This is a genomic window from Leeuwenhoekiella sp. LLG6367-2.1 (assembly GCF_045055775.1).
Lineage (GTDB): Bacteria > Bacteroidota > Bacteroidia > Flavobacteriales > Flavobacteriaceae > Leeuwenhoekiella > Leeuwenhoekiella aequorea.
Genome location: NZ_CP159331.1, coordinates 2534881 through 2559420, shown reverse-complemented (window position 1 = coordinate 2559420; position 24540 = coordinate 2534881). Strand labels below are relative to the sequence as shown.

The 24540-nt window shown below is 35.9% G+C and carries 19 protein-coding genes; 6 read left to right on the top strand and 13 right to left on the bottom strand.

Translation table 11 applies throughout. The annotated features are described in order from the left end of the window. The first annotated feature begins 1 nt into the window (after position 1). Positions 2-496 carry a hypothetical protein gene (locus ABVM53_RS11585; RefSeq protein ID WP_371456026.1) on the top strand — a complete coding sequence of 165 codons (495 nt, stop codon included), beginning with the start codon at positions 2-4 and terminating at the stop codon, positions 494-496. 77 nt (positions 497-573) lie between these two features. Here ABVM53_RS11585 and bshA read toward each other — a convergent pair whose 3' ends face one another. The 8 genes from bshA to ABVM53_RS11545 all read right to left on the bottom strand — a co-directional run bounded on the left by bshA (position 574) and on the right by ABVM53_RS11545 (position 10140). After that, positions 574-1731, bottom strand: coding sequence for an N-acetyl-alpha-D-glucosaminyl L-malate synthase BshA (bshA, locus tag ABVM53_RS11580; RefSeq protein ID WP_405326176.1), 1158 nt, complete (start codon positions 1729-1731; stop codon positions 574-576). 73 nt (positions 1732-1804) lie between these two features. Beyond that, positions 1805-4717 carry a glycoside hydrolase family 3 N-terminal domain-containing protein gene (locus tag ABVM53_RS11575; protein WP_405330868.1) on the bottom strand — a complete coding sequence of 971 codons (2913 nt, stop codon included), beginning with the start codon at positions 4715-4717 and terminating at the stop codon, positions 1805-1807. A gap of 14 nt (positions 4718-4731) precedes the next feature. Next, positions 4732-5217, bottom strand: coding sequence for an ABC transporter ATPase (locus ABVM53_RS11570; RefSeq protein WP_405326174.1), 486 nt, complete (start codon positions 5215-5217; stop codon positions 4732-4734). A 165-nt stretch (positions 5218-5382) separates the two neighbouring features. Continuing rightward, a complete protein-coding gene (locus tag ABVM53_RS11565; protein WP_128758355.1) occupies positions 5383-6174 on the bottom strand; it encodes a (Fe-S)-binding protein in 792 nt (263 codons plus the stop codon). Between the two features lie 36 nt (positions 6175-6210). Next, positions 6211-6645 (bottom strand): phosphoheptose isomerase, encoded by a 435-nt coding sequence (locus ABVM53_RS11560; RefSeq protein WP_405326172.1) that lies wholly within the window; start codon positions 6643-6645, stop codon positions 6211-6213. A 38-nt stretch (positions 6646-6683) separates the two neighbouring features. After that, complete coding sequence (locus ABVM53_RS11555) at positions 6684-8027, bottom strand: 4Fe-4S dicluster domain-containing protein (RefSeq protein WP_405326170.1); 1344 nt, start codon at positions 8025-8027, stop codon at positions 6684-6686. A gap of 5 nt (positions 8028-8032) precedes the next feature. Then, complete coding sequence (locus ABVM53_RS11550) at positions 8033-8983, bottom strand: MlaD family protein (RefSeq protein WP_371456022.1); 951 nt, start codon at positions 8981-8983, stop codon at positions 8033-8035. 77 nt (positions 8984-9060) lie between these two features. After that, positions 9061-10140: an N-acetylmuramoyl-L-alanine amidase gene (locus ABVM53_RS11545; protein WP_405326167.1), complete on the bottom strand. Its 1080-nt coding sequence runs from the start codon at positions 10138-10140 to the stop codon at positions 9061-9063. Between the two features lie 138 nt (positions 10141-10278). Between ABVM53_RS11545 and ABVM53_RS11540 the strand changes: the two genes are divergently transcribed. Both ABVM53_RS11540 and ABVM53_RS11535 read left to right on the top strand, forming a co-directional pair. Next, positions 10279-12987: a putative LPS assembly protein LptD gene (locus tag ABVM53_RS11540; RefSeq protein WP_405326165.1), complete on the top strand. Its 2709-nt coding sequence runs from the start codon at positions 10279-10281 to the stop codon at positions 12985-12987. A 23-nt stretch (positions 12988-13010) separates the two neighbouring features. After that, positions 13011-13391: a RidA family protein gene (locus ABVM53_RS11535; RefSeq protein WP_405326163.1), complete on the top strand. Its 381-nt coding sequence runs from the start codon at positions 13011-13013 to the stop codon at positions 13389-13391. A gap of 74 nt (positions 13392-13465) precedes the next feature. Here ABVM53_RS11535 and ABVM53_RS11530 read toward each other — a convergent pair whose 3' ends face one another. The 4 genes from ABVM53_RS11530 to ABVM53_RS11515 form a co-directional block, all read right to left on the bottom strand. Beyond that, complete coding sequence (locus ABVM53_RS11530) at positions 13466-14326, bottom strand: N-acetylglucosamine kinase (protein WP_128758348.1); 861 nt, start codon at positions 14324-14326, stop codon at positions 13466-13468. Between the two features lie 75 nt (positions 14327-14401). Further along, positions 14402-15403 (bottom strand): type I glyceraldehyde-3-phosphate dehydrogenase, encoded by a 1002-nt coding sequence (gene gap / locus ABVM53_RS11525; RefSeq protein ID WP_405326161.1) that lies wholly within the window; start codon positions 15401-15403, stop codon positions 14402-14404. Positions 15404-15431: 28 nt separating this feature from the next. Then, on the bottom strand, positions 15432-16418 hold the full coding sequence (gene pfkA, locus ABVM53_RS11520) for a 6-phosphofructokinase (protein WP_128758346.1): 987 nt from the start codon (positions 16416-16418) through the stop codon (positions 15432-15434). Positions 16419-16647: 229 nt separating this feature from the next. Further along, positions 16648-20994, bottom strand: coding sequence for a translocation/assembly module TamB domain-containing protein (locus ABVM53_RS11515; protein WP_405326159.1), 4347 nt, complete (start codon positions 20992-20994; stop codon positions 16648-16650). 225 nt (positions 20995-21219) lie between these two features. On the opposite strand from ABVM53_RS11515, the gene tsaD reads away from it, so the two are divergent. Beyond that, on the top strand, positions 21220-22257 hold the full coding sequence (gene tsaD, locus ABVM53_RS11510) for a tRNA (adenosine(37)-N6)-threonylcarbamoyltransferase complex transferase subunit TsaD (RefSeq protein ID WP_405330867.1): 1038 nt from the start codon (positions 21220-21222) through the stop codon (positions 22255-22257). A gap of 2 nt (positions 22258-22259) precedes the next feature. Continuing rightward, complete coding sequence (locus ABVM53_RS11505) at positions 22260-22970, top strand: 16S rRNA (uracil(1498)-N(3))-methyltransferase (protein ID WP_405326157.1); 711 nt, start codon at positions 22260-22262, stop codon at positions 22968-22970. A gap of 21 nt (positions 22971-22991) precedes the next feature. On the opposite strand, the gene holA is transcribed toward ABVM53_RS11505, so the two are convergent. Next, complete coding sequence (gene holA, locus ABVM53_RS11500; RefSeq protein ID WP_405326156.1) at positions 22992-24020, bottom strand: DNA polymerase III subunit delta; 1029 nt, start codon at positions 24018-24020, stop codon at positions 22992-22994. Between the two features lie 73 nt (positions 24021-24093). Here holA and ABVM53_RS11495 point away from each other — a divergent pair, with 73 nt between their 5' ends. After that, positions 24094-24540 carry a type I restriction enzyme HsdR N-terminal domain-containing protein gene (locus tag ABVM53_RS11495; protein WP_128758342.1) on the top strand — a complete coding sequence of 149 codons (447 nt, stop codon included), beginning with the start codon at positions 24094-24096 and terminating at the stop codon, positions 24538-24540.

Sequence of the window (24540 nt, the reverse complement as noted above, 5' to 3'; positions counted from 1 at the left end):
TATGAAAAAATTATTTATAGCTTTTGTACTTATTGCCGGCTTTTCACTTACTGGTCAGGCTCAGGAAATTTCTAAAAATGCACTAGGGATCCGTTTGGGAGATAACGATGGTTTTGGCGCAGAAATATCATATCAAAGAGGTTTAGGAGACAATAATCGTCTAGAATTAGATCTTGGTATCAACGATGGTAATCGATATGATGCTTTTAAATTAGCAGGTCTTTACCAATGGGTATGGAATATTGATGGTGGCTTCAACTGGTATGCAGGTGTAGGTGGTGGTTTAGGTAGTGTAAGCTATGATGATGATTTCCCAGGTAGAGATAACGATGATGATTCTGAGGTTTTCCTTTTTGGAGCTGGAAATGTAGGTATCGAATATAACTTCGATATTCCACTTTTAATTTCACTTGACTTTAGACCAGAAATAGGTTTTAACGATTTTAATGATGATTTAGGATTTGATATCGCATTAGGTTTGCGTTACCAGTTTTAATCGAAAGTCTGTAAATAAAAAAAATCCCGCTAGCTTAAGCTAGCGGGATTTTTTTTGACTCGATCATTCTACTCAACTTATTTCTTTAATGCAGCTTTTGGTTTTTTCTTAAGTCTGTTTATGGCTTTTAAATAAACATCTTCATACATAGGAACTACCCGCTCGATTGCAAATTGCTGAGCTTGAAGACGTGCTTGTTTTTTAAACAAATTCAACGTGTTTGAATCTTTTAAAATACTCAATGCATTTGTTGCCATAGAATCAGTATCACCTACCCTACTCATAAATCCAGAATAGCCATCTTGATTAACTTCAGCAAGACCTCCCGCATTTGATGAAATCACAGGCACACCGTGTGCCATTGCTTCCAATGCTGCAAGACCAAAACTCTCTGCTTTTGAAGGTAACAGGAACAAATCTGAAAAGCATAAAATCTTATCAATTTCATTACTATTTCCCAGAAATACAACCTTATTTGCTATTCCAAGTTCTTGAGCAAGCAATTCTGCAGGACCGCGTTCTGGTCCCTCTCCTACCATTATAAGTTTTGAAGGTAAATGCTTTTGAATTTTACTGAATGTTTTTATTACATCTGGTATACATTTTACTTCGCGCATATTACTAATGTGTGTAATTATACGCTCCTCTTCGGTTGCCATTAATGCTCTTTGGCAATCTGTAAATGTGTCTTTAACCGTATTGATATCTATAAAATTAGGGATAACTCGTATTTTACGTTTAATATCAAAAAGACGGTTTGTATCCTCTTTTAAACTTTGAGATACGGAGGTTACTACATCACTCTTATTTATACTAAAAGTTACAGCAGGCTTATAAAAAGGATGGCTTCCTACAAGGGTAATATCTGTGCCATGCAAGGTGGTTACCATAGGCACCGTTATTCCCTCTTGCTTCAGCATTTTTTTAGCCATATAACCGGCATATGCGTGAGGAATTGCATAATGTACGTGCATTACGTCTATATGATATGCCTTAATAATTGTTACCAACTTACTGGATAAAGCGAGTTCGTACGGCTGAAAATGAAATAAGGGATACTCCGGCACATTTACCTCATGAAAAAATATTTTCTCATTTAGTAAATCAAGTCTTACCGGTTGCTTGTAGGTAATAAAATGGACTTCGTGTCCTCTTTTAGATAATGCGATACCTAATTCGGTAGCGACAACTCCACTTCCGCCAAACGTAGGATAACAAACTATAGCTATTTTCATGGCGTAAAATTACCAATTATTCAGCCAGTACCAGTATTCCTAAAGCGGATTTAGATTTTATTTATGAAGATAATTAGGGAATAATCGCATTCTGAATAACTTCCTGAATGCGGCTTCGGAGATCAGATCGTATAAGCTTGCGATTTTCTGCATCGGGAAATGTTCTGTTTGAAAGAAAAACATAAACAATTTGAGTCTCAGGATCGGCCCAGGTAAACGTACCCGTAAATCCAGAATGACCAAAACTAGACTTAGACACACAACCACACGTACCTCCTACAGATCCTAATTGCGGTTTGTCAAAACCAACTCCTCGGCGAACGCCTTCACCGCAATAATAACAAGTGTTAAAAGCATCCATCGTATTTTTTGAGAAATAGCGTTTACCACCGTAATATCCATTTTGCAAGTACATCTGCATCATTTTTGCAACATCATTTGCATTGCTAAATAAACCCGCGTGACCACCCACATTGTCGTCCATTGCTGCACCCATATCGTGAACGTATCCTTGAATTTGTTGCATACGCCAATAGGTATCATTTTCTGATGGTACAATCTCACTTTTAGGCGCAAAGCTGAGTGGTTTGTATCCCATATGATTTGCACCTAAAGTTTTGTAGTAAGTACGTTGAGTAAGTGTATCAAGATCTGTCTTTGCCGTATCTTCAAGATACTTTTTAAATAAAAAATAGGACAAGTCGCTATACTTATAAACTCGAGAAGGTAATAAGTCTGTATCTGCTATAATTTTTACAATAGTATCAGGATAATCTTTACGCAAGTACATATCCTCTGCTATTTTAATTGAAAAATCGCCTTCGGGAGAAGAGCGATAGTATTTTTTTGAAGGTTTGCCACTGGCATCATAAGTGGCCCTATAGAATGGCAGCCAGGGTTTTAATTTTCCATAATGGGATAAGACTTGTTTAATTGTAATATCCTCCTTATTTGTCCCTCTTAGCACAGGTAAAATGCTTCCTAGTTTATCATTAAGTGCAAACTCATCCTTATCAAACCGTTGCATAAGCAAAGGCAAAGTTGCTAGAATTTTTGTCATAGATGCCAGATCATAAACATCTGTGAGTTGTACATCATCTTTTTTAGTATAGGTGTGATGGCCAAAAGATTTCTCATATATAACTTTCCCGTTGCGAGCTACCAGCACCTGAGCGCCGGGAAACATAACTTCGGTAAGACCTTCTTTAACTAGTTCGTCTATCTCTTTGAGCTTATTTGAGTTCATCCCCTCTTCTTCGGGAACACCATATTGCAATCTACGTAGGGAACCCGTCTCAAAACTGGTATTTATCTGAAAGTTCTTACCTAGAGAAACCGGTAATTTTCCTTGTGCTCCAATCGCTCCAAAAATGAGCTGTGCACTAAGGTCCTGAGCGATTTTACTATTTTGATAAGACATTACAATCCCTTCAATTTTACTAATATCTTTCAGTTTTAAAAGCGCGTAAGGCCTTACAAACACATCTAGAACCGTAGGTTTAGCATTAGCGATTGCTTCTATAATAGCAATATCGCCAGAGGTCATGGAATAGGATTTCCAAGGATTTTCATCAGAACGGTGAAACCCTATTATAACATAATTGTACTTCTCTAACTTAGATACATATTCTGCAGAAGAGTTGGCACTTATCTTAGTAACCGATGTATACTTTTGAAGGGCTTGATGAAATGTGTTTCCACTATCATCTCCTAGCTCAACATAGGCGATTTTTTTTAGATCTAAATCCTTAACCGGTAGAATGGCCTGGTCATTTTTTAAAACCGTTAAAGCATTAGCCATCGCCTTTCTATAGATAACGTCATCTTGTACGCTATTTAAATCATTATAGAGATTAGTTGTATTTACTGGCTGGTATTTATTTAAACCTACTTTGAACTTGGCAAATAAAATTTTCTTAACAGAGCGCGCAAGTCGCGTTTCTGTAATAGCGCCAGAGTTATAAGCCTCTTCAATTTTAAGCATTGCCTTAGGTACATTCTCGCTTATAAGTAGGATATCATTTCCAGCTTTAAAAGCTTCGAGATCTATTAATCCCGGTTCTTTATAATTAGAAGCACCTTTCATATTTAGTGCATCTGTAAAAATCAAACCTTGAAAACCTAAACTATCCTTTAAAAGACCTGTTACTACTTTCTGAGATAATGAAGTAGGATATCCGGGTCTGCTTTCTAAAGCAGGAACATTTAAATGTCCTATCATTATACTGGCAATTCCCGCATCTATAACTTTTTTATACGGAAACATTTCTATAGAATCAAGACGCTTTCTTGTAAAAGGCAGTGTAGGAAGTGTTTTGTGAGAATCCTGATTTGTATCTCCGTGACCCGGAAAATGTTTTGCACTACCCAGTACTCCGGCTTCTTGCATACCTTTAATAAAGGCGACACTTTTATCGGTAACATTATTTCGATCTTCTCCAAATGATCGATTTCCGATAATTGGGTTTTCAGGATTAACATTAATATCTACGACAGGTGCAAAATTAATGTGTACGCCTAAGCGCTTATTATGCAATCCTATTTGCTTAGCAACTTCTTCTACAATCTTATTATCTCTAATCGCTCCTAGAGTCATATTCCAAGGAAATGCATAGGTAGAATCTAATCGCATTGCCAGACCCCATTCTGCATCCATAGCCATCATTAGCGGAACCTTGCTAATCGCCTGAAATTCATTATTTAATTTTGCTTGACGCATAGGACCACCCTTAGAAAAAATAACACCGCCAATATGGTTATTTTTTATAAGTGATTTTATTGCATCTGTTTTTGACTTGGGATCACTAGAGAAAACATCAACCATAAATAATTGACCTATCTTTTCCTTAAGGGTCATTTTATTGTAAATGCTATCAACCCAAGCTTGTTGCTCGGTAATATCTTTAGCAATTAGTGGATTTTTTGATTGTGAGAAACCTTGAAAGGCTAGTATTAGAAATACTCCAGTGAGTAAAAGTTCACGCATCATATACATTCTATTTATTTAAAGAAACGGCTGTGCCAGCTTTCTATTGCAGGGACTTCCCAAAATTCAAGATATTCTTCTTTAGTATTTACTAGATTATTAAATACAATGGTTTTTTTACCTACAGCTCCTTCTTTAGCCATTTTTTTGAAATCTGCTAACGGCTTAAAATGTACTCGATCATTTTGAATGTAGGTAACATTCATTTTATCTAACAGAACAACATCAAATTCTTTTTCAATCTGTTGTATAAATCGCACCTGGCTATCTATTGAGCAACCGCTTGCAGAACTTGCGCTTTGATCAAGACCTATGACAATAAAGCGCTCGTATTTAATCTCAAAACCTGCATTCAAACTTGCACCATGAGCGGTCCAATCATTTAAAAAACTATTAAGTGCTTCCTGAAGTTTTAGAAGTTCGTCTTCTGAAAACTTACGGTCACTTTGATAAATCCATAAGCGGGAGTTTGCAGGTAAATCTTGAAATGGAACTAGCATAAAATCATTTGTAAATTAATAGCACAAACTTAACGTATAATATTATGGTGCTTAAAAAAGATCGTGTTAAATGCTAATGAAAGCATTGTAATAGGCAACTATTTGATTAAAAATCATAAAAAAAGCATCGTAAAACGATGCTTTTTTTTATCTCAAAATTTGAGTTTAAAGATCTTCTGCATTTGCAATCATTTCTGCAATATCCAGAACTTCTACACTATCTTCTTTCTCTTTATTTTTAACGCCATCAGTCATCATAGTATTGCAAAATGGGCAACCGGCTGCTATAACATCTGGTTTAATACCTAAGGCTTCTTCAGTACGCTCAATATTTACTTCTTTAATACCAGGCTCTGGTTCTTTAAACATTTGAGCACCACCTGCACCACAGCAAAAACCTTTGGTCTTACAGCGTTTCATTTCGACAAGCTCAACTTCAAGCTTACGCAACAAGTCGCGTGGAGCTTCATAAATACGATTAGCACGAGCTAGGTAGCATGGGTCGTGAAAAGTAATACGTTTCCCTTTGTATTTACCTCCTTCAACGGTTAACCTGCCTTCTTCAATTAATGATTTAAGAAATTGAGTATGGTGTAAGACTTCATAATTACCACCTAATCCGGGATATTCATTTGCAATGGTATTAAAGCAATGAGGACAAGCAGTAACTATTTTTTTAACCTCATATGCATTTAAAACTTCGATATTAGTTACCGCCTGCATCTGAAATAAAAACTCATTTCCTGCACGTTTTGCAGGATCACCCGTACAGCTTTCTTCGGTACCTAATACAGCAAATTCTACTCCGGCTTTTGCTAGTAGTTTTACAAATGCCTTAGTAATTTTCTTTGCTCTATCGTCAAAACTTCCGGCGCAGCCTACCCAGAAGAGAACCTCCGGGGATTTGCCTTGTGCCATAAATTCTGCCATCGTAGGTACTTTGATAGCTTCTGCCATAATCTAACTTTTATCGTATTTGTTTATTTAAAGATCTTAATCTTCAAACACTTCAATGGTAACATCTTTTTCTACAAGATCTGTAAATTTCCCTTTGTAACGCGTTGCACGCACTAAGTGATTATCGATCCAATGGTAATTACCGCCTCTAGGTTTCCCCATTAAAAGACTGTGATAATTAAATCCATGTTTGTTTAACCAATTTTCGGTTACCTCACGATGCTCCTCGGTACGAGAGGTAAAAAAGCAAATAATATGCCCTTCATCATACCACTTATTTAGAGTTGCTAAAGCATCAGGGAATGGCTCACAAGTTCCCATACGCTCTGGCTCTTCATTAGGTACGTCTTCAGTAATTGTCCCATCAATATCAATGAGGTAGTTTTTTACACCTTCTGGCAAAACCGGACTTACGTGTTCTCCGTCCTGCAGCTTTTCACTTAACATTTTATCCACTTCCTCTTTTTTCATCACTTCTTTGTTTTAAATTATTGGTTGGTTGGTTGATTCTATAATTCGTTTATCCAATTTGCACGATCCATTTGATTGAAAGGCCATGGTGCTGCGTTATTTTCAATATTGGTCATTGCATTATTTAAATCTGTAGGTGCTGCACTCTGTTCCATTACCAGATACTGACGCATATCCATAATAATGGAAAGCGGATTAATACCTACGGGACAGGCTTCAACACAAGCATTACAAGTAGTGCAAGCCCATAATTCTTCTCTGGTAATATAATCATCTAATAACTGCTTTCCATCATCTTGAAAAGTACCTTTATTAGCGTCTATATTATTACCTATATCTTCTAATCGATCTCGTGTAGCCATCATAATACGACGAGGTGACAATAACTTTCCGGTTTGATTAGCGGGACATTCACTTGTACACCTTCCGCATTCTGTACAGGTATAGGCGTTTAATAACTGAACCCAACTCAAATCTGTAGCTTCACTTGCACCAAATTTTGCAGGCGTTTCATCCTCTGCACCTTCTTCTGGCATTGCATAGGGATCTGCATCTGGATCCATCATTAACTTTACCTCATTAGTTACAGCTTGCAAATTATCAAACTGACCTTGAGGTTTTAGCCTTGCAAAATAGGTATTCGGGAATGCTAATAGAATATGTAGATGTTTTGAATAATATAAATAATTCAGAAATACTAAAATCCCTAAAATATGCACCCACCAAGCCGTACGTTCTATAATAATAAGAGTAGAGATACTTAAATTTTCTAGAAGCGGCACTATAAATTGGCTAACCGGAAAAGATCCTAATATACCATCTGCACTCGCATAATGTTCTGCACCTTTAAGTTGAAGTGTGTAATCTGCAGCATTCATCGTTAGAAAGAGAAGCATCAAAACCACTTCAAAATACAGAATAAGGTTAGCATCTAGTTTAGGCCAGCCTTTCATTTCACGATTAAGAAAACGCTTTATATGAAGAATATTTCTACGTACCCAAAAGATGATAACTCCTACAAGTACTAGAAGCGCAAAAATCTCAAAAACAGCAATTAGAAAGTCATAAAAACCTCCCATAAAGCTGAATATGCGGTGTGTTCCAAAAATACCATCAATAACAATTTCTAGAACTTCTATGTTAATGATAATAAAACCCAGATATACGAGAACGTGAATAATACCAGAAACAGGTCTACGAACCATTTTGTATTGCCCTAAAGCAATTTTGGCCATATTCTTCCAGCGCTGCGGCTTATTGTCGAAGCGATCTTCATCTCGACCTAATTTTATATTGCGGATAAGTTTTTGAACATTTTTAGCAAAAAAAACAACTCCAATCGCTAAAGCGATTATAAACAATATATTAGGCAGGTATTGCATGAAATTTATTTAAGTGAATCTTTCGGTTCGTTGTATGGACCCGGATTTTTTCCGAAAACTGAAAAATGTACGTAACGTTTAGGATTTAGCTTGATGTCCTGCATAAGTTCCTCCATCTGCTTAGTAGCACGTTCAAGATTATTATACATCTGCTTATCATTAATAAGCTGACCCAGACTACCTTCTCCGTTATCTATTTTTGAAGTAATACTTTCTACTTCAGCAATCATATTTTCCATTTTAGTAACTAGCTGCCCAACATTTACCTGAGATAAACTATCACTCATTTGGTTAAAATTGGCAGACATTTCGTCTAGATTTGTAAATGTACGGCTCAATTTCTGATCATTATCTGCTAAAAGCGAATTTAAATTTTGAGATGCCTGTTTAAAAGAAGAAGCGGTCTCACTAATATTAGCTATAGCAATACGTAAATTTTTTCGTGTGTCTTTATCAAGAACATCAGCTACACCCGTAAGTACAGAATCGGTACTGTTAATCACAGATTCTACTTTTTTCTGCAAAGGAGTTAAACGCTCATTCACTAGCTCAAAAATCCCCTCATCAATAGTGCCTTCAAGAGTATCTCCAGATTTTGCTACTTCTCCCCGCTCGTAATCAGGAACAATAGAAAGTGACTTACCTCCTATGAGACCACCACCATATATTTGTGCTTTACTACTCGTCGAGAATTTAAAATCATTTTTTACATTAAATGTAACTAATAATTTTCCGCGTTGATCTGCAAAATCTATAGAAAGAACTTTACCTACAGCAAGACCATTAATAGTAACACTAGAACCGGGTGAAAGACCTTCCACATTGTCATAAATCGCGTAGTAAGTACGATCATTATTTAGAAGATTGTTGCCTTTTAAAAAGCTATATCCAAAAATCAAAAGACCTATAGCCACAACCGCTAACAGACCTGTTTTTACTTCTCTAGAAATGTTCAATGTGCACTATTTTTAATGAATTCCAAATTTAGGAATAAAATCTATTAGGACTTACGGCGCTAACTTTTATTTATAACTTAGTTTAAGATTGTCTTCACCCCATTTTTGAAGGAAACAATGTAAGCCGTTTTATATCCTTTGGATTTTGCTTCAGATAGTTTGCGTTGTATCTCACTGTAATTAGAAGTGTCACCATAATAGTATTTGTAAAGACGCCCTTCTTTCTCTTTTGAAATTTCTGGCAAGCCTTTAAAATTGTAAGCTTTTGCTTCTACGTTCTTACTACTAGCAGCAATCTGTACCTTATAATTAGTATCTTCGGAAACCACATCCTTGACTTCTACTGCAGGTACCACTTTTGAAATACCCAAAAAGTCATTTGCGCTTACATTTTCTCGGTATTCTTCAATAGCAGTAGCAATTGCATGTGCTATTTCACGCTGCCCAGAAGACGAATTTAAATATCTACCTTCTTCATTATTTGTAATAAAACCTGTTTCAATAAGTATACTCGGCATAACTGTTTGATGTAAAACAACAAAACCCGCTTGTTTTACACTTCGATCCTTACGGTTTAATTTTTCCCTAAAATTATCCTGAACTAAACTTGCTAATTGAATGCTCTGATCCAGAAATTCTTCCTGCATTAGGGTAAGACCGATTAGAGACTCTGGGGAGTTTAAATTATATTGAGCATATTTCTCTTCATAGTTATCCTCTAAAAAGATCACCTCATTCTCTGCTTTTGCAACTTCAAAATTGGTATTGTTTCGGTGTAATCCCAGAACATACGTTTCTGCTCCCGAAGCCTGAGAGGTGTGTGCATTACAATGAATGGAAATAAAAAGATCTGCTTTTGCCTTATTCGCTATTTCTCCACGACGGTCTAATTCGACAAAAACATCTGTTTTTCGGGTATAAATAACCTCGATCTCACGATTTTTACTTAATTCTTCACCTAATAGCAAGGCTATCTTGAGCGCAACATCCTTTTCTCTTACCCCCGTTTTTGATGGTTTACCTGGATCTTTGCCACCATGACCGGCATCTATAACAACTACAAATCGCTTGCTATCAACCGGTTTATCATTAGAAAATGCATTGCCACAGAACAAAATAAAGCTTAATACAATTATATAGGATATATTCGTTTTCATATTTGGGGAACGTCATTTAAAGTCTTACAATTTTACAAAGCCATTTTTAATCTGCATTGTTAATGGCTTCTAAAAAATAGATGTAATTTTGGCATATTGGTTTTTGCCCTTTCATTTACAAAAATAGTATTAATCCCATTGCGAACAAAGATCCTTATCGTACTGCAAATTCTAGGCGTATTGCTTATCTGCTGCGGAGCTTTACAAGCTCAGGAGATATCGGTAAATACGTTAAGATCAATTCCCGCAGACACGTCTTATAAACAAATTACAAACAAGCCTCAAGGCAGCACATTAACAGGAATGTTACCGGTTTCTCAACGCGATAGCACCCAAACAGATAGTATAAAACCACCTCGTGAACCATTAACAGCAATTGTCAAATACAGTGCCACCGATTATTCTAAGTTTGATAGGCGCTCAAATAAATTGTATTTGTATAACGAGGCAGAGATAAATTATACAGATATAAATATTAAAGCGGGTCAAATAATTGTAGATAATACAAACAATGTAGTATTTGCTAAAGGAATTTTAGATTCTGCTGGTGTATATACACAAGGCCCCGTTTTTGTTCAAGCTCAAAATACGGTAGAGCCTGATTCTATTAAGTACAATTTTAAAACTGAAAAGGCACTCATTTATGGTTCCCGCACAAAGCAGCAAGAATTTTATATAAAAAATGAGGTTAGTAAACGTGTTAACGATTCAGTAGTATTTATGCGCAATGTGCGTTTTACTACTAGTGAAAATGAGGAAGATCCCGAATACTATTTTTATGCACGGAAAGTAAAATTTGTTCCCGGTAAAAAGATTGTTACCGGTCTGGTAAACATGTTTGTTTATGATGTTCCCATTCCGTTAGGAGTACCCTTTGCCTATTTCCCAATGGAGAAAGAAACCAGCGTCTCCGGATTTATTATGCCTTCTCCTGGAGAAAATAATGAACGTGGCTATTTTCTTCAAAATGGGGGTTACTATTTTGCAATTAATGATTACGCAGATCTTACTCTAACCGGAGATTATTATACAAATGGTAGTTATGCATTACGCGGAAGTAGTGTCTATCGTAAACGCTATAAGTTTAGCGGTAATGTGAATATTAGATATGAACATTTACTTACGAGCGAACGTGGGCTACCTGATTTTTCTGAAACCAATACCTATAATATTCAGTGGTCACATAGTCAAGACACTAAATCCAGTCCTAATTCGCGGTTTTCAGCTTCTGTAAACTTGGGAAGTAGTGATTATTTTAGACAGTCAACAAATATAGATAACGTTGCTAGCCGACTTACAAATACCTTGAGTTCGTCTGTTTCTTATTCTAAAACTTTTCAAACTGTTCCGCAGGTAAACCTTGCATTAACAGCGAGACATACTCAGAATACACAAACTCAAATTATTAATATGACGTTACCTAGTTTACAGGTTAACGTAGATCGTATTTATCCTTTTGCGCCTAAAACAGGTTCTAAAAAAGGAATTATAGAAAATATAAATTTCAACTACTCAGGTAGTGGAGAAAATCGTTTTGTAACTACAGACAGTCTCTTTTTTACTGCTCAAATGTTTAGGGATGCAGAACTAGGGGTACAACATAGCATACCGTTAACAACAAACTTTAAATTATTTAAGCACCTAAGTGTTTCTGCAAGTACAAATTATCAGGAAAGTTGGGTATTTGAAACTATAAATCAGAGCTTTGATACAGAGCAACGGGAGATTGTACTGGATACAGTAAATGGATTTGATTCCTTTCGCACCTATAACTTCAGTACAAGTTTAGGTACTACTTTATATGGTCAGTTTAACTTTGGCGAGGACAAAAAAATTCAAGCTATTCGCCACGTAATAAAACCGTCGGTCTCTTTTAATTACAATCCTGCATTTGATCAATATTATGAGACTTTTTTAGCTCCTGAATTAGACGATCCTAACGGTGATTTAACTCGTGAAGTGACCTACTCAAGATTTGATGGTGGTTTCTATGGTGCTCCGGGTAACTTTAGTTCGAGTGGTGTTAGTCTTAGCATTAACAACACCTTAGAAGCAAAAGTTAGAGATCGAGATAGTACTGCTGTAGAGCCCAAGAAAATAGATTTAATAAGCAATCTTGCCGTTTCTACTAACTATAATTTTCTGGCAGACAGTTTACGATTGAGTCCAATTTCAGTGAGAGGAACTATTCCTATAATTCAGAATAAATTAAGTATCAATTTTAATACTACTCTTGATCCTTACGCTCTGAATAATAACAACCAGCGAATAGACAAGTTAAACATCGAAAATGGAGGTAGCCTTTTTCGTTTAACAAACGCGAGCACAAACTTTAGTTACTCATTTAGCAGTAAGAGTTTTGAGAAAAATTCTAATGACGAGGATACGCAAACGGCTCGTAATGGAGCACGCCGTGATAATCTACTGGGAGAGGATGGTGATCAGTTACGTAATAAATTTAATAATAAGGAAGAGGATGAGGAGGAAGATGTAAAGCGCGAACTTTACAATTACAAAATCCCTTGGAACTTACGTGTGAACTATAATGTTAATTATAATAACCTCACACGTCAAAATACAATCACTTCTCACGCTGTAAACTTTAGTGGAGATGTAGAATTAGGAGAGCGCTGGTTTGTAGGAGCCTCATCTGGTATAGATCTAACTACCGGAAAATTTACACCTACTCAGTTACGTTTTGCCAGAGACTTAGAAAGTTTTAATATGACTTTTGCCTGGACTCCCTTCGGAACCTATGCTTCCTGGAACTTTTTTATAGGAATAAAGTCAAGTGTATTAAGTGATCTTAAATACGAAAAACGTCGTTCTCCAGATCAAAATCTGTAAGTCAAACTTAATTATATAGCGTTATGAAAAAAATAATTAGCACAACAAATGCACCAGCACCTATAGGCCCTTACAACCAAGCTGTATTTGCCGGAGACACACTATACATAAGCGGACAAATACCATTAGATCCTAAAACCGGTGAATTAGTAAGTGGCGATATTGCTGCTGAAACAAAAATGGTCATGCAAAATCTGAAAGCTATTTTAACTGAAGCAGGATTAACGTTTGAAAATGTGGTGAAGAGCTCTATATTTTTAAGCGATATGAACAGCTTTGCAGCTGTAAACACGGTTTATGCTACCGCTTTTAATGAAGATACTGCACCGGCTAGAGAAACTGTAGAAGTGGCTAATTTGCCAAAATTTGTAAACGTAGAGATATCAATGATTGCTGTTAAGTAATCAAGTAATAACATTAACTAAAAAAGCTGCTAAGAATCATTCTTAGCAGCTTTTTTAGTTTGATGTAAAGATATTTATATCATTATATAGTTCTTGTGATAAGCAACTAAACCTTCGATAGGTCTCTTCAAAACTTTACCAATCTTCAAGTCATATTCTTTCAATAAGTCTCTCAACTCATCCTGCAAGTAGAATGAAATAGAACCTACAAAATGCACAGGAATTTCTTTAGCATTTTTAAATTGAAGTATTTGATGCTCTATAAATAACTTAAAGCCCTTACGAATAAGTTTTTTACAATACTCGTGATCTTTGTTTGTAATTAAGAAACGTGCAAATTGTGCCAAATACGTATTTGGGTTTGGCATTTTATATAAATGATTCTTTATACTCTCTGCAGTAAGGTCAAACTGCTTAGCAAATTCATAAGCAAGTTCCTTTGGAATTTTATTGAAATGGAAATCGCGCAATAGCTGGCGTCCAAAATAATTACCACTACCATCATCCATTAAGATATACCCTAGAGAAGTAACTTTTTGTTCTATATTTTCTCCATCGTATAAACTACAATTAGAGCCGGTACCAATTATACATACAATACCTGGTTCATTTTTTTTAGTAGTAGCGTAAAGAGCAGCATAAGTATCTTCTTTTATATCTATAAGCTGCGCTTTGTCAAAAAATTCATCAAAAACACCTTTAATCAATTCCTTAGGCTTAGTAGTACCACAGCCTGCACCGTAAAAGTAAACATGAGTCACTTCGTGACGATGCTTATACAGTTCGTAATTATTGATTATTCTTTCGGTTAAGATTTCAGCAGACAACACTTGTGGATTTAAACCAAAAGTCTGTGTTTGAAAAATCTCAGCCCCCTCAGCATTCAATGCGATCCAATCTGTCTTCGTTGATCCGCTATCTACTAATAATATCATATGTTTTGATGTAAGAGTTAAAAAAAAGCCCTTTAATTCAAATATGAATTAAAGGGCTTAAAAATTATAAGTCGATTATAGCGTATTAACGTATTCTGCTAAATCAACTAATTTGTTTGAATAACCAAACTCATTGTCATACCAAGAAACAATCTTAAAGAACTTAGAGTTAAGCTCAATACCAGCACCAGCATCAAAAATACTAGTACGTGCATCTCCTATAAAGTCTTGAGAAACTACATCTTCTTCAGTATAACCAAGAACCCCTTTCATCTCACCTTCTGAAGCTGCTTTAAAAGTTTTCTTAATTTCCTCGTAGCTAGTCTCTGTAGATAAACGTACCGTTAAATCCACAACAGAAACATCTGCAGTAGGAACACGGAAAGCCATACCTGTTAATTTTCCTTTTAATTCTGGAATAACTTTAGTTACAGCTACTGCAGCACCTGTACTAGCAGGAATAATGTTAAGCATTGCTGAACGTCCACCTCTCCAGTCTTTCTTAGAAGGACCATCTACTGTCATTTGTGTAGCAGTAGTTGCGTGTACTGTAGTCATTAAAGCTTCATCAATACCATAAGCATCATTTAATACTTTTGCTAATGGAGCTAAACAGTTTGTAGTACAAGATGCATTAGAAACGATTTTATCGTTTGCTTTAACATCTTTATGGTTTACTCCCATTACAAACATAGGAACATCTTTAGAAGGTGCAGAAATTACAACTTTCTTAGCTCCTGCTTGTATGTGATAATCTGCAGTTTCCATAGTAGTAAAGATACCTGTACATTCTGCAACAACATCTACTCCAGCTTCATCCCACTTCAAGTTCTTAGGATCACGCTCTGCTGTGATACGTACTGTTTTACCATCTACTACAAGATGACCATCTTTTACTTCTACTGTACCGTCAAAATTTCCGTGTACAGAATCATATTTTAAAAGGTATGCAAGATGCTCAACGTCTAAAAGGTCGTTAATTGCTACAACATCAACATTATCACGTTTTACTGTTGCTCTGAATACGATACGGCCAATACGACCAAAACCATTAATACCTATTTTTAAATTTCCCATTTTAAATTACTTTTAATTAGAATTAATATTATGTGGTCATTATTTCAGACACACGCACAAGCTCTTTGTTAATTTCAGTTTTTCCTTTGATGGCTTTTTCTATAGGATATAAAACCATTTTCTCATGTTGTATACCTACCATATAATTACTTTCGCCTTCTAGTAAAGATTCTACTGCCTTCACTCCCATTCTACTGGCAAGTACACGGTCATAACAACTAGGTGATCCTCCTCGCTGCATATGCCCTAAGACTGCAACACGTACATCATAACCTTCTAAGTGCTCATCGACGTAGTCTTTAAGCTCAAAAACATTTTTCCCCGTCTTATCGCCTTCAGCGACTACTACAATACTAGACATTTTACCGCTGGCTTTACTACGTAATAAAGACTCTAACAAGCGCTCTAGTCCCAGATTTTCTTCAGGAATCAAAATTTCTTCTGCTCCAGCACCTACTCCGGCGTTTAAAGCAATGTGACCTACATCTCTTCCCATAACCTCCACAAAGAAAAGTCGGTTATGCGAGCTGGCAGTATCACGTATTTTATCAATCGCTTCTACAGCGGTGTTGAGGGCAGTATCGTAACCTAATGTTCGATCTGTACCACTAATATCATTATCTATAGTTCCCGGAATACCAATTACTGGAAAATCGTATTCCTTATTAAATAGTAATCCTCCGGTGAAAGTACCGTCACCTCCTATTACTACGAGTGCCTGTATATGATGTTCTTGTAAATTGTCATATGCAATTTTGCGACCTTCCGGAGTTCTAAAGCGATCTGATCGTGCAGACTTGAGCATAGTTCCACCCCGGTTAATAATATCACGTACACTACGTGCATCCATAGGTGCAAACTCACCATCAATTAAACCTTCATATCCTCTAAATATGCCAATACAATCAATTTTATGGTACGCACAAGTACGTACAACCGATCTTACTGCAGCATTCATTCCCGGAGAATCTCCACCAGAAGTAAGAACTCCGATTTTTGTTATTTTTTTTGCCATTTACTATTGAATGAATAGTAAAAATAGGAATCTCTAATCACTTTCCTAAGTCATTAGCAATGAATTTGAGAGTATCACTAATTTCAATCGTTATCGTTAACAACTATTTTTTGTAAGCGTTAAAATTTAACAATTTTATAATCTAATTGGGTAGTTTTTAAAGGATCAGAAATTAAGAACTAGTGAAAATATCATATTCTTAATGCGTTTTACAATTTTAAAACGTCATTTAATCAACAGGATAGTCAGAATCAGACTGAATAATTTTAATTTCTTCTTCAACTTCTCGAGCCTCTCCTTTAAATATTTTCTGAATTAATTGTTTAAACGTATCAAAATCTACCGAGTAAGAAATACCGGCTCCTTGTGTGTAACCATCATTATCGCTAGCAACAAATTGAATGTCGGTTTGACGGTTAAATATAGTGGCTCTAAGCGAGCCGTCTTCATTAAGTAAGAAGTTCACCTCAACATTACCTACAACCGCTCGCTCGCTTACTCCTCCTACTGGCACACCCACTTTACCATTTATAATCACCCGATTAGAAATTTGAGTAGAAAGTGTGAAGCCAAAACGACCCGATGTTTGTAAATCTGGACGATTATCTGCCTGCACATAATCAAGTCCTACACTAAATTTACCATCGTCATCAGAAAGCAAATCATTAAATATCCCGGAAGCCGTTTCTATTAAGTTTCCGTAGGCGGCAGATTGAGCATCAATACCATTCTGACTAAAGAAGGAGCCTTGTGTTACTAAAGAAAAAGCCTGAAGCTCGCGAGTAGCTCTGTTATCTAATCTGTAATTGAGCTCAGAGGTAACAATCGAACTCGTATTGGGAAATTCAAAATCAAAGGTGATTTCTGGTTGTAATAATTCTCCATCAAGATTAATAATTACATTAACAGGAATTTTTCGGTTTACTGAAGGGTTTTCTAGTAGAATTGAAGGGTTTGCCTGTGTTCTATACACAGCACTTATATCGAGTAATGCTTCAGTAGGCTCACCATCCCAGCTTATTTTCCCTTCAGGAAGTATATCAAATTGTTTTTGAACTACACCACTATATCTAAAGTTATATGATCCCTCATACGGCGTAAAGTCACCAAACATATTAAACTTACCATTCGTATTTATCTGAATTAACAAGTAACCTGCTCCTCGACCCTTTAAAGTACTTCCATTTGTCTCATCTACTACAATCTCAACCTCAGCATCACGAGTAACTTCTAAATCAAAATTGAGCTCCAGACCTTTAAATTCTTTAATTACAATTTCTTCTCCGTCAAGTCTGGCCTGTTTTTCTTCGGGACTTAGAAAATATATATTACTACTATCTCCAAAAGATTCTGTATCACTTAATGGAATTTTGAAAACTGTCCCTTTTTCAGTAGTAGCTGTTACGTCTATTACCAACTCATCTGTAGGACCTTTTAAACTTGCGTCTCCACTTATAAAGGCTGTACCGTAATACAATGCAAAGTCCTCTTGCTTTGTATCCAGTACGAGGAGTCTATCTGTAGAAACATCAAGATCTAACTCCCAGTCGCTAAAAAACTGATGTCGTATTGTACCACTTAAATTTCCGGTAGTTTTATATTTTACGTCTGATAAAGAGACTGAATTAAATTTAAATTCCTGATCACTTAAAGTTACCCGGGCCGTACCTTTAAAATCGTAATTGGTATTTAAATAAGGTACAGATAGACCCGCCTCACGTAAGAGGAGTTCGCCATCTATATCTGGGTTGCGATAATCCCCAGTCACTTGCGCTCTACCACTGGCAAAACCACGAATTGCAGAAATTACATCACCTCCTAACGGACTAAAAGCTTCCAGATTTAATTTACGTAATTGTACATCGAGATCTATAGCAGGACTATTAGCTCCAAGGTCTATAGTCCCCAGTGCGGTAAGAGTTTCTACATTTTCATTACGTAATCGCGTATCTATTTTATAGCTCGTGAGACTTTCATTACCTTTTACGGAAAGATCAAGGTCACCCATCAACACATCATTTATAGTGAAGTTGTTGATACTAATATTACTATTAGGTAGATATACTCCTTCTTTCTGTAAAATATCCAGATTTCCATTTACGAGTCCGCGAAGGCTTAAACTATCTACATAAGGCGTTATATGAGAAAGACGCACCTGTTCAAAGTTTGTCTTAATATCTTTAAAAGTACTATCCCTTAAAATTCCTTCAAGTGATATGCGCTCTTCTTCGTGAGATAATATAATTTCCCGAACATCAATATCCTGAAAGTTATTGCTAAAAACTATTTTGTTTGCCTTGTTATCGGCTTCATTAAGAAACCACTGATTGTTTTTAAACTTTAGACTACTTTTCTTGAAGCCTACTACCGAGTTGTTATCAGGATTGATCGTGTGATAAAAACTTAAGTCATAAGCATCTTGTTTATCTGGACCTCCTTTAAACTCAGATCGCATAAATAAGGTATCTTTTAAGGTAACATTAATGAGATTAAAATCACTCACTCCATAGATACCGCTACCTATACTATCTGCTTCAATAAATGTATTAAACAATGGGTTCTTGTTATCTACACGCACGTTAATCGATTCGGCTAAAACTCCAAATGCTTTAATACGAGGAGATCTAAAAGTAAGTTTAAAATCAGAATCATCAGAAATTACGCTTCCTCTTACAAATGTATTGGGTTCAAGTTCTACACCCGGAACCAGCACCTCAACGATCTTACTATAAATCTGGATATTAAAATCCATAAATTGATCTGTAGTAATTGTTTGAGGCTCATAATTAGTATACAAACTTCCTATCGCATTTCTAAATAAGGACCGCACGTCTCCTATTTTAAAATTCCCAGATACTTCTCCTGAAATAATATCGGGAGAATTAATTGTAATCGTTCGTAGACTATCTGTAAAAGTTGAGGTGATTTCAAAATCTTCAAACTCATACAAATCGTTACTATTTTCAAAACTTGCTTTACTAAATACAATCCTACCTGCCGCATCATCAACAGTAGTACCTTGCATATCCATAACCACCTGACCTTTTAAAACCGCAGTGCTGTCCTTTAAGAAGTTTAGTTTGGCTAAGTCTATACGTTCTATCTCTGCAGTAAAATCATATGTATTTATAGCTTCAGTAACGTCAATCAAACCGTTGAATGATAAATTAGCATTGGGGTCTCGTATAGTTAATCGTCCGTCAAAAACCGGATAACTTAAATCCCCAGAAACTGTAATTCCCTGATAGTTGTATTTGTTGTAGTTTATTCTATTAATTACACCTTCAATATGGGTGTCAAGCGTAGCAGCCTCAATACCTTCTCCATTAATAAGTAAATTAAATGTTACTGCACCCAGTTTAGGAACTTGCAGTAATCGACCTAAATTAAAGCTTTCGGTACGTATCATTCCCACGTAGGTAGCCAGATCTATATTACTCGTATTTTTCAGATCTATATCTGTTTCTACAAGACCCAGATCTGTTTGTATAGTGTTTTTAGAATACACCGTATTTTCTGTAACATTTAAAATTCCGGTGAGATCAATTACACCCAAACGCACAAATTCTTCCGGTAAGTTAGACCCTAGAACGTTAGGTAAAAGACTGGTTAAATCGAGGTAGGAAGTTCGCAATTGCGAATAATCTCCTTCTATTGTAAATGTATTATTGTCACCAAGCAAATTTCTAAACCGCACATCACCGCGTATACGGCTCGTGCTTAAGCCAGTCAAGTCAAACGCGGAGAGTCTAAAATCATTAAGAGTCCCTTGCATTTTTCCAGAAAGCGACAATAGCTCCCCACTTCCAAATTCAGAATAAAAAGCCCGTAGATCTGAGGTTGAAATTTTTGTCTCTTTAAAATCAATATCAAATAATACCCGATTATTAAAATCTTGAAATGCATCATCCTTTGTATCAAGCACAACATCTCCTTTTAATACTGAATATTTTGTTGCTAGTGTAAGATCTTTAAGAATAATTGTATCTGGATTGTACTTAAAATCTGCTTCGAGACCGCGTATATGATAGTCTCTCGCAGCATCTAATTGTAAATCTTTAATTTGCGCAGTTATAGTAACGTCGTCTAATTTAAAATCCTCCGCAAGCAAATTTAAATTTGTGTAATCTACGACCGTGGGGTTGTCCAGATCTTCATCACTAAATTTAAAATGCATATTAATTAACTCAACTTCAGAAGTGGAAAGTTTAAAAGGAGTAGAAGGCGGAGCACCTGTATTAAATTTTTGAGAAAAAACATAGAGGTTATCATTCTCCTCGCCCTTATATTTTTTCACATATAACTTCGAATTTTTAAGTGCGATATCACCTAAATTCATTTGGCTATTCATCAACGCTTTTAAGCTAAGCAGACTGGTTTCTACTTCTTGAGAATATATGAGTGTATCATTATGATGATCGGCTATATATACTTCTTTAATAGCTGCAAAACCATTATACTTGATGTGGATTTTGCCAACATTGATTTGCGTATCATACTTCTCATTAAGAGATGCAGTAACTTTATTCGCTATATAGGTTTGTACCGAGGGAATGGAAAATATGACAATTAGCAACGCAAAAACACCTATTAAAATAAATAGGGTACGCGTAACTATTTTTCTAAATTTTCTGATACGTATTTAAGTTTTAACTTTGCACACTATGCGATATATAAAATCTTAAAACATCGATATTAAGAAAGATCGCATTCTTTATAATAGCCCGTTTAAGATTTGCAATTCAGCATTGATTTTCTAAAGGGTAAAAGTACATTAACAAACGGTATGCTTAACTCCATTATGCCAAAAAATAACACCTACATTCTTGCTATAGAATCATCTTGTGATGATACTGCCGCAGCTGTGCTCCTTAACGATAAAACATTATCAAATGTTGTTGCCGGTCAAGCAGTGCATAAGCAATATGGCGGCGTCGTTCCTGAACTTGCCTCAAGAGCACATCAGCAAAACATTGTACCTGTGGTACATGAAGCTTTACGTCTTGCAAATGTAAAAAAAGAAGATCTTGCAGCGATAGCATTTACCAGTGGTCCCGGTTTAATGGGTTCGTTGCTGGTAGGTACCTCATTTGCTAAGTCTCTTGCTATGGGATTAAATATTCCGCTTATTGATGTAAATCATATGCAGGCACATATACTGGCACATTTTATAGAAGAAGAAAACTACAGCAAACCTACATTTCCATTTTTGGCAATGACTATTTCGGGTGGTCATACACAAATCGTAAAAGTTTCTAATTATTTTGAAATGGAAGTTCTGGGTCAAACTATTGATGATGCGGTAGGTGAAGCTTTTGACAAGAGCGCAAAAATATTGGGTTTGCCTTATCCGGGAGGTCCCTTGATTGATAAATATGCAAAGCTTGGAAATCCTAAAGCCTATAAATTTACAAAGCCGAAAGTTGACGGATTGAATTTTAGCTTTAGTGGATTTAAAACTGCCGTGCTTTATTTTTATCAGCGAGAAATAGCAAAAGATCCACAATTTGTAGCAAATAATCTCAATGATATCTGCGCTTCCATCCAATATACTATTGTGGAAATATTAATGGATAAGATTAAAAAAGCAGTAAAAGAAACCGGAATTAAGCAAGTAGCAATAGGAGGCGGAGTTTCTGCAAACAGTGGAATTCGAGAGGCGTTAAAAACTGCAGAAGATAAATACGGCTGGAAAACATATATCCCAAAATTTGAATACACAACAGATAATGCTGCAATGATAGGAATTGTAGGGTATTTAAAATATTCTGCTGAAAACCTGGAAAATACCGGGTTTAAAGAAACACGAGTTATGGCTCAATCTCGACTTAAATTATAACTATGCAATTATTTTATAATCCAGATATAGCCGCTCAAGATAAGACTGCTACATTCCCCAAAGATGAAAGTAAGCATATTGTAAAAGTTCTTCGGAAAAAAGCTGGTGATCTTCTTGATATAACGAATGGTTCGGGTAATTTTTTTAAAGCCGAAATAACAACTGCCAGTCCATCTGGATGCACCGTACGGATTCTCCATGTTACTCAGGAAAAAGCTTTACCATATAAGTTGCATATGGCCGTTGCTCCCACAAAACTTAATGACCGCTATGAGTGGTTTTTAGAAAAAGCAACAGAAATAGGTATTACCGAAATAACTCCCGTAATCTGTGATCATAGTGAACGTAAGGTTATCAAAGAAGACCGCTATGAGCGGATTCTTCAAAGTGCAATGAAGCAATCATTAAAAGCACATATCCCTAAACTGAATCCAGCAGTTACCTTTTCAGAATTTATTGAACTTCAGAAAAATTTTGAAGGCGTAAAGTATATTGCACATTGCGAAGAGACCTTAAAGTATTCTTTAAAGCAAAAACTAGAACCAGGCGGCACTAATCTTATTTTAATAGGTCCTGAAGGCGATTTTTCTACCTCAGAAATAGAACTTGCTTTGAGTGCTTCATTTACGCCGGTAATGCTTGGATCGAGTAGACTACGTACTGAAACAGCAGCTGTTGTAGCGGTTCATAGTGTAGCATTTACAAACGAGTAAGAGCGTATTTGGGAGCAATTACTAACCCATAATTTGCACCATTAATTCTTTTAAAATATCTCCTTGTGGCAGCTGGTTTGCTCCCACCCCTTTACCCTTCATGTCTGCATCACGTAGCAAGTTTATTATGAAACTCACCTTTTTCATTGGGTAATTGCGACCTGCCTCAACATATTCTCCTACAAAAAACGGACTTACACCTAAGGCTTTGGCTACACTACTTTTATCTTTACTAGGTAACCCGTGATACATTAATAATTTCTGAAAGTATTGAAACAGTAAGGCAATGGTCACAACCATCGGATTATCCTTTGGGTTCTGTGAAAAATAATTAATTATGCGATGCACCTTAACAATATCCCTACTACCTACAGCTTTGCGTAATTCAAAATTGTTGTAATCTTTACTTATCCCTATATTTTCTTCAATTGCCAGAGGAGTAATATCACTTCCGGGAGGAAGAATAAGCATCAGTTTTTGAAGTTCATTATTTATTTTAGAAAGATCTGTTCCTAAAAACTCAACGAGCATATGTGCCGCTTTAGGTTCTATGGTGTAGTTTTTACCACTCATTACTTTTCTAATCCAATCGCTAACCTGATTTTCATAAAGTTTTTTGCTTTCAAAAACGACTCCGCCTTTTACCAGTGCCTTATATACTTTTTTGCGCTTATCTATCTTCTTGTATTTATAGCAGAAAACTAAAACGGTTGTATTTTGCGGATTTTCTGCATAGGCTTCCAGTTTATTCTTTTTGCCATCGCTTTGTGCATTAATCTCGCGTGCCATATCCTGAGCTTCCTTTACAATCACCACCTGATGTTCTGCCATCATAGGAAATCTTTTTGCCTGTGATATCACATCATCAAGAGAAACGTCTCTACCGTATAAAACCATTTGATTAAAACCACGCTCTTCTTCAGTAAGTACTTTATCTGCAATATAATCTGCCAGCTGATCGATATAATAGGGCTCTTCTCCCATTAAAAAATAGATAGGCTTGAGATTTCTACTTTTAATATCTTTTACTATACGAGTAACTTCTTCCACAAAAAGATGTATTTATTAAGGCTTAATTATACAAATGAGATAAAAATTATAAAGGTTGATTACCTTTGAAGCGATGCAGCAATTGAACTTTCCCAATTATACCTTTAGGGTCAAAAATAGCGAAAATAAACCGCTTATATTTGACGATATACGCAAAAAGTTTGTTCGGCTTACGCCAGAAGAATGGGTGCGCCAGCATACTGTCACACATCTTCTTAAAGCTTATAATTACCCGCTCTCTCTTGTAAATGTAGAAAAGGAACTAAAAATAAATTCCCTTTCTAAACGCTATGATATTGTGATATTTAAGCCAGACGGAAGCATAAAACTTATTGTTGAATGTAAAGCGCCTAAGATAAAAATTAACCAAGACACTTTTGATCAGATTGCACGCTACAATTTGGCTTTAAAAGCAGATTATCTAATGGTTACAAATGGCTTAAACCATTATTATTGTCAAATGGATTATGAAGCAAAAAAATATATTTTTCTGAAAGATTTTCCTGCATACACCCTATAA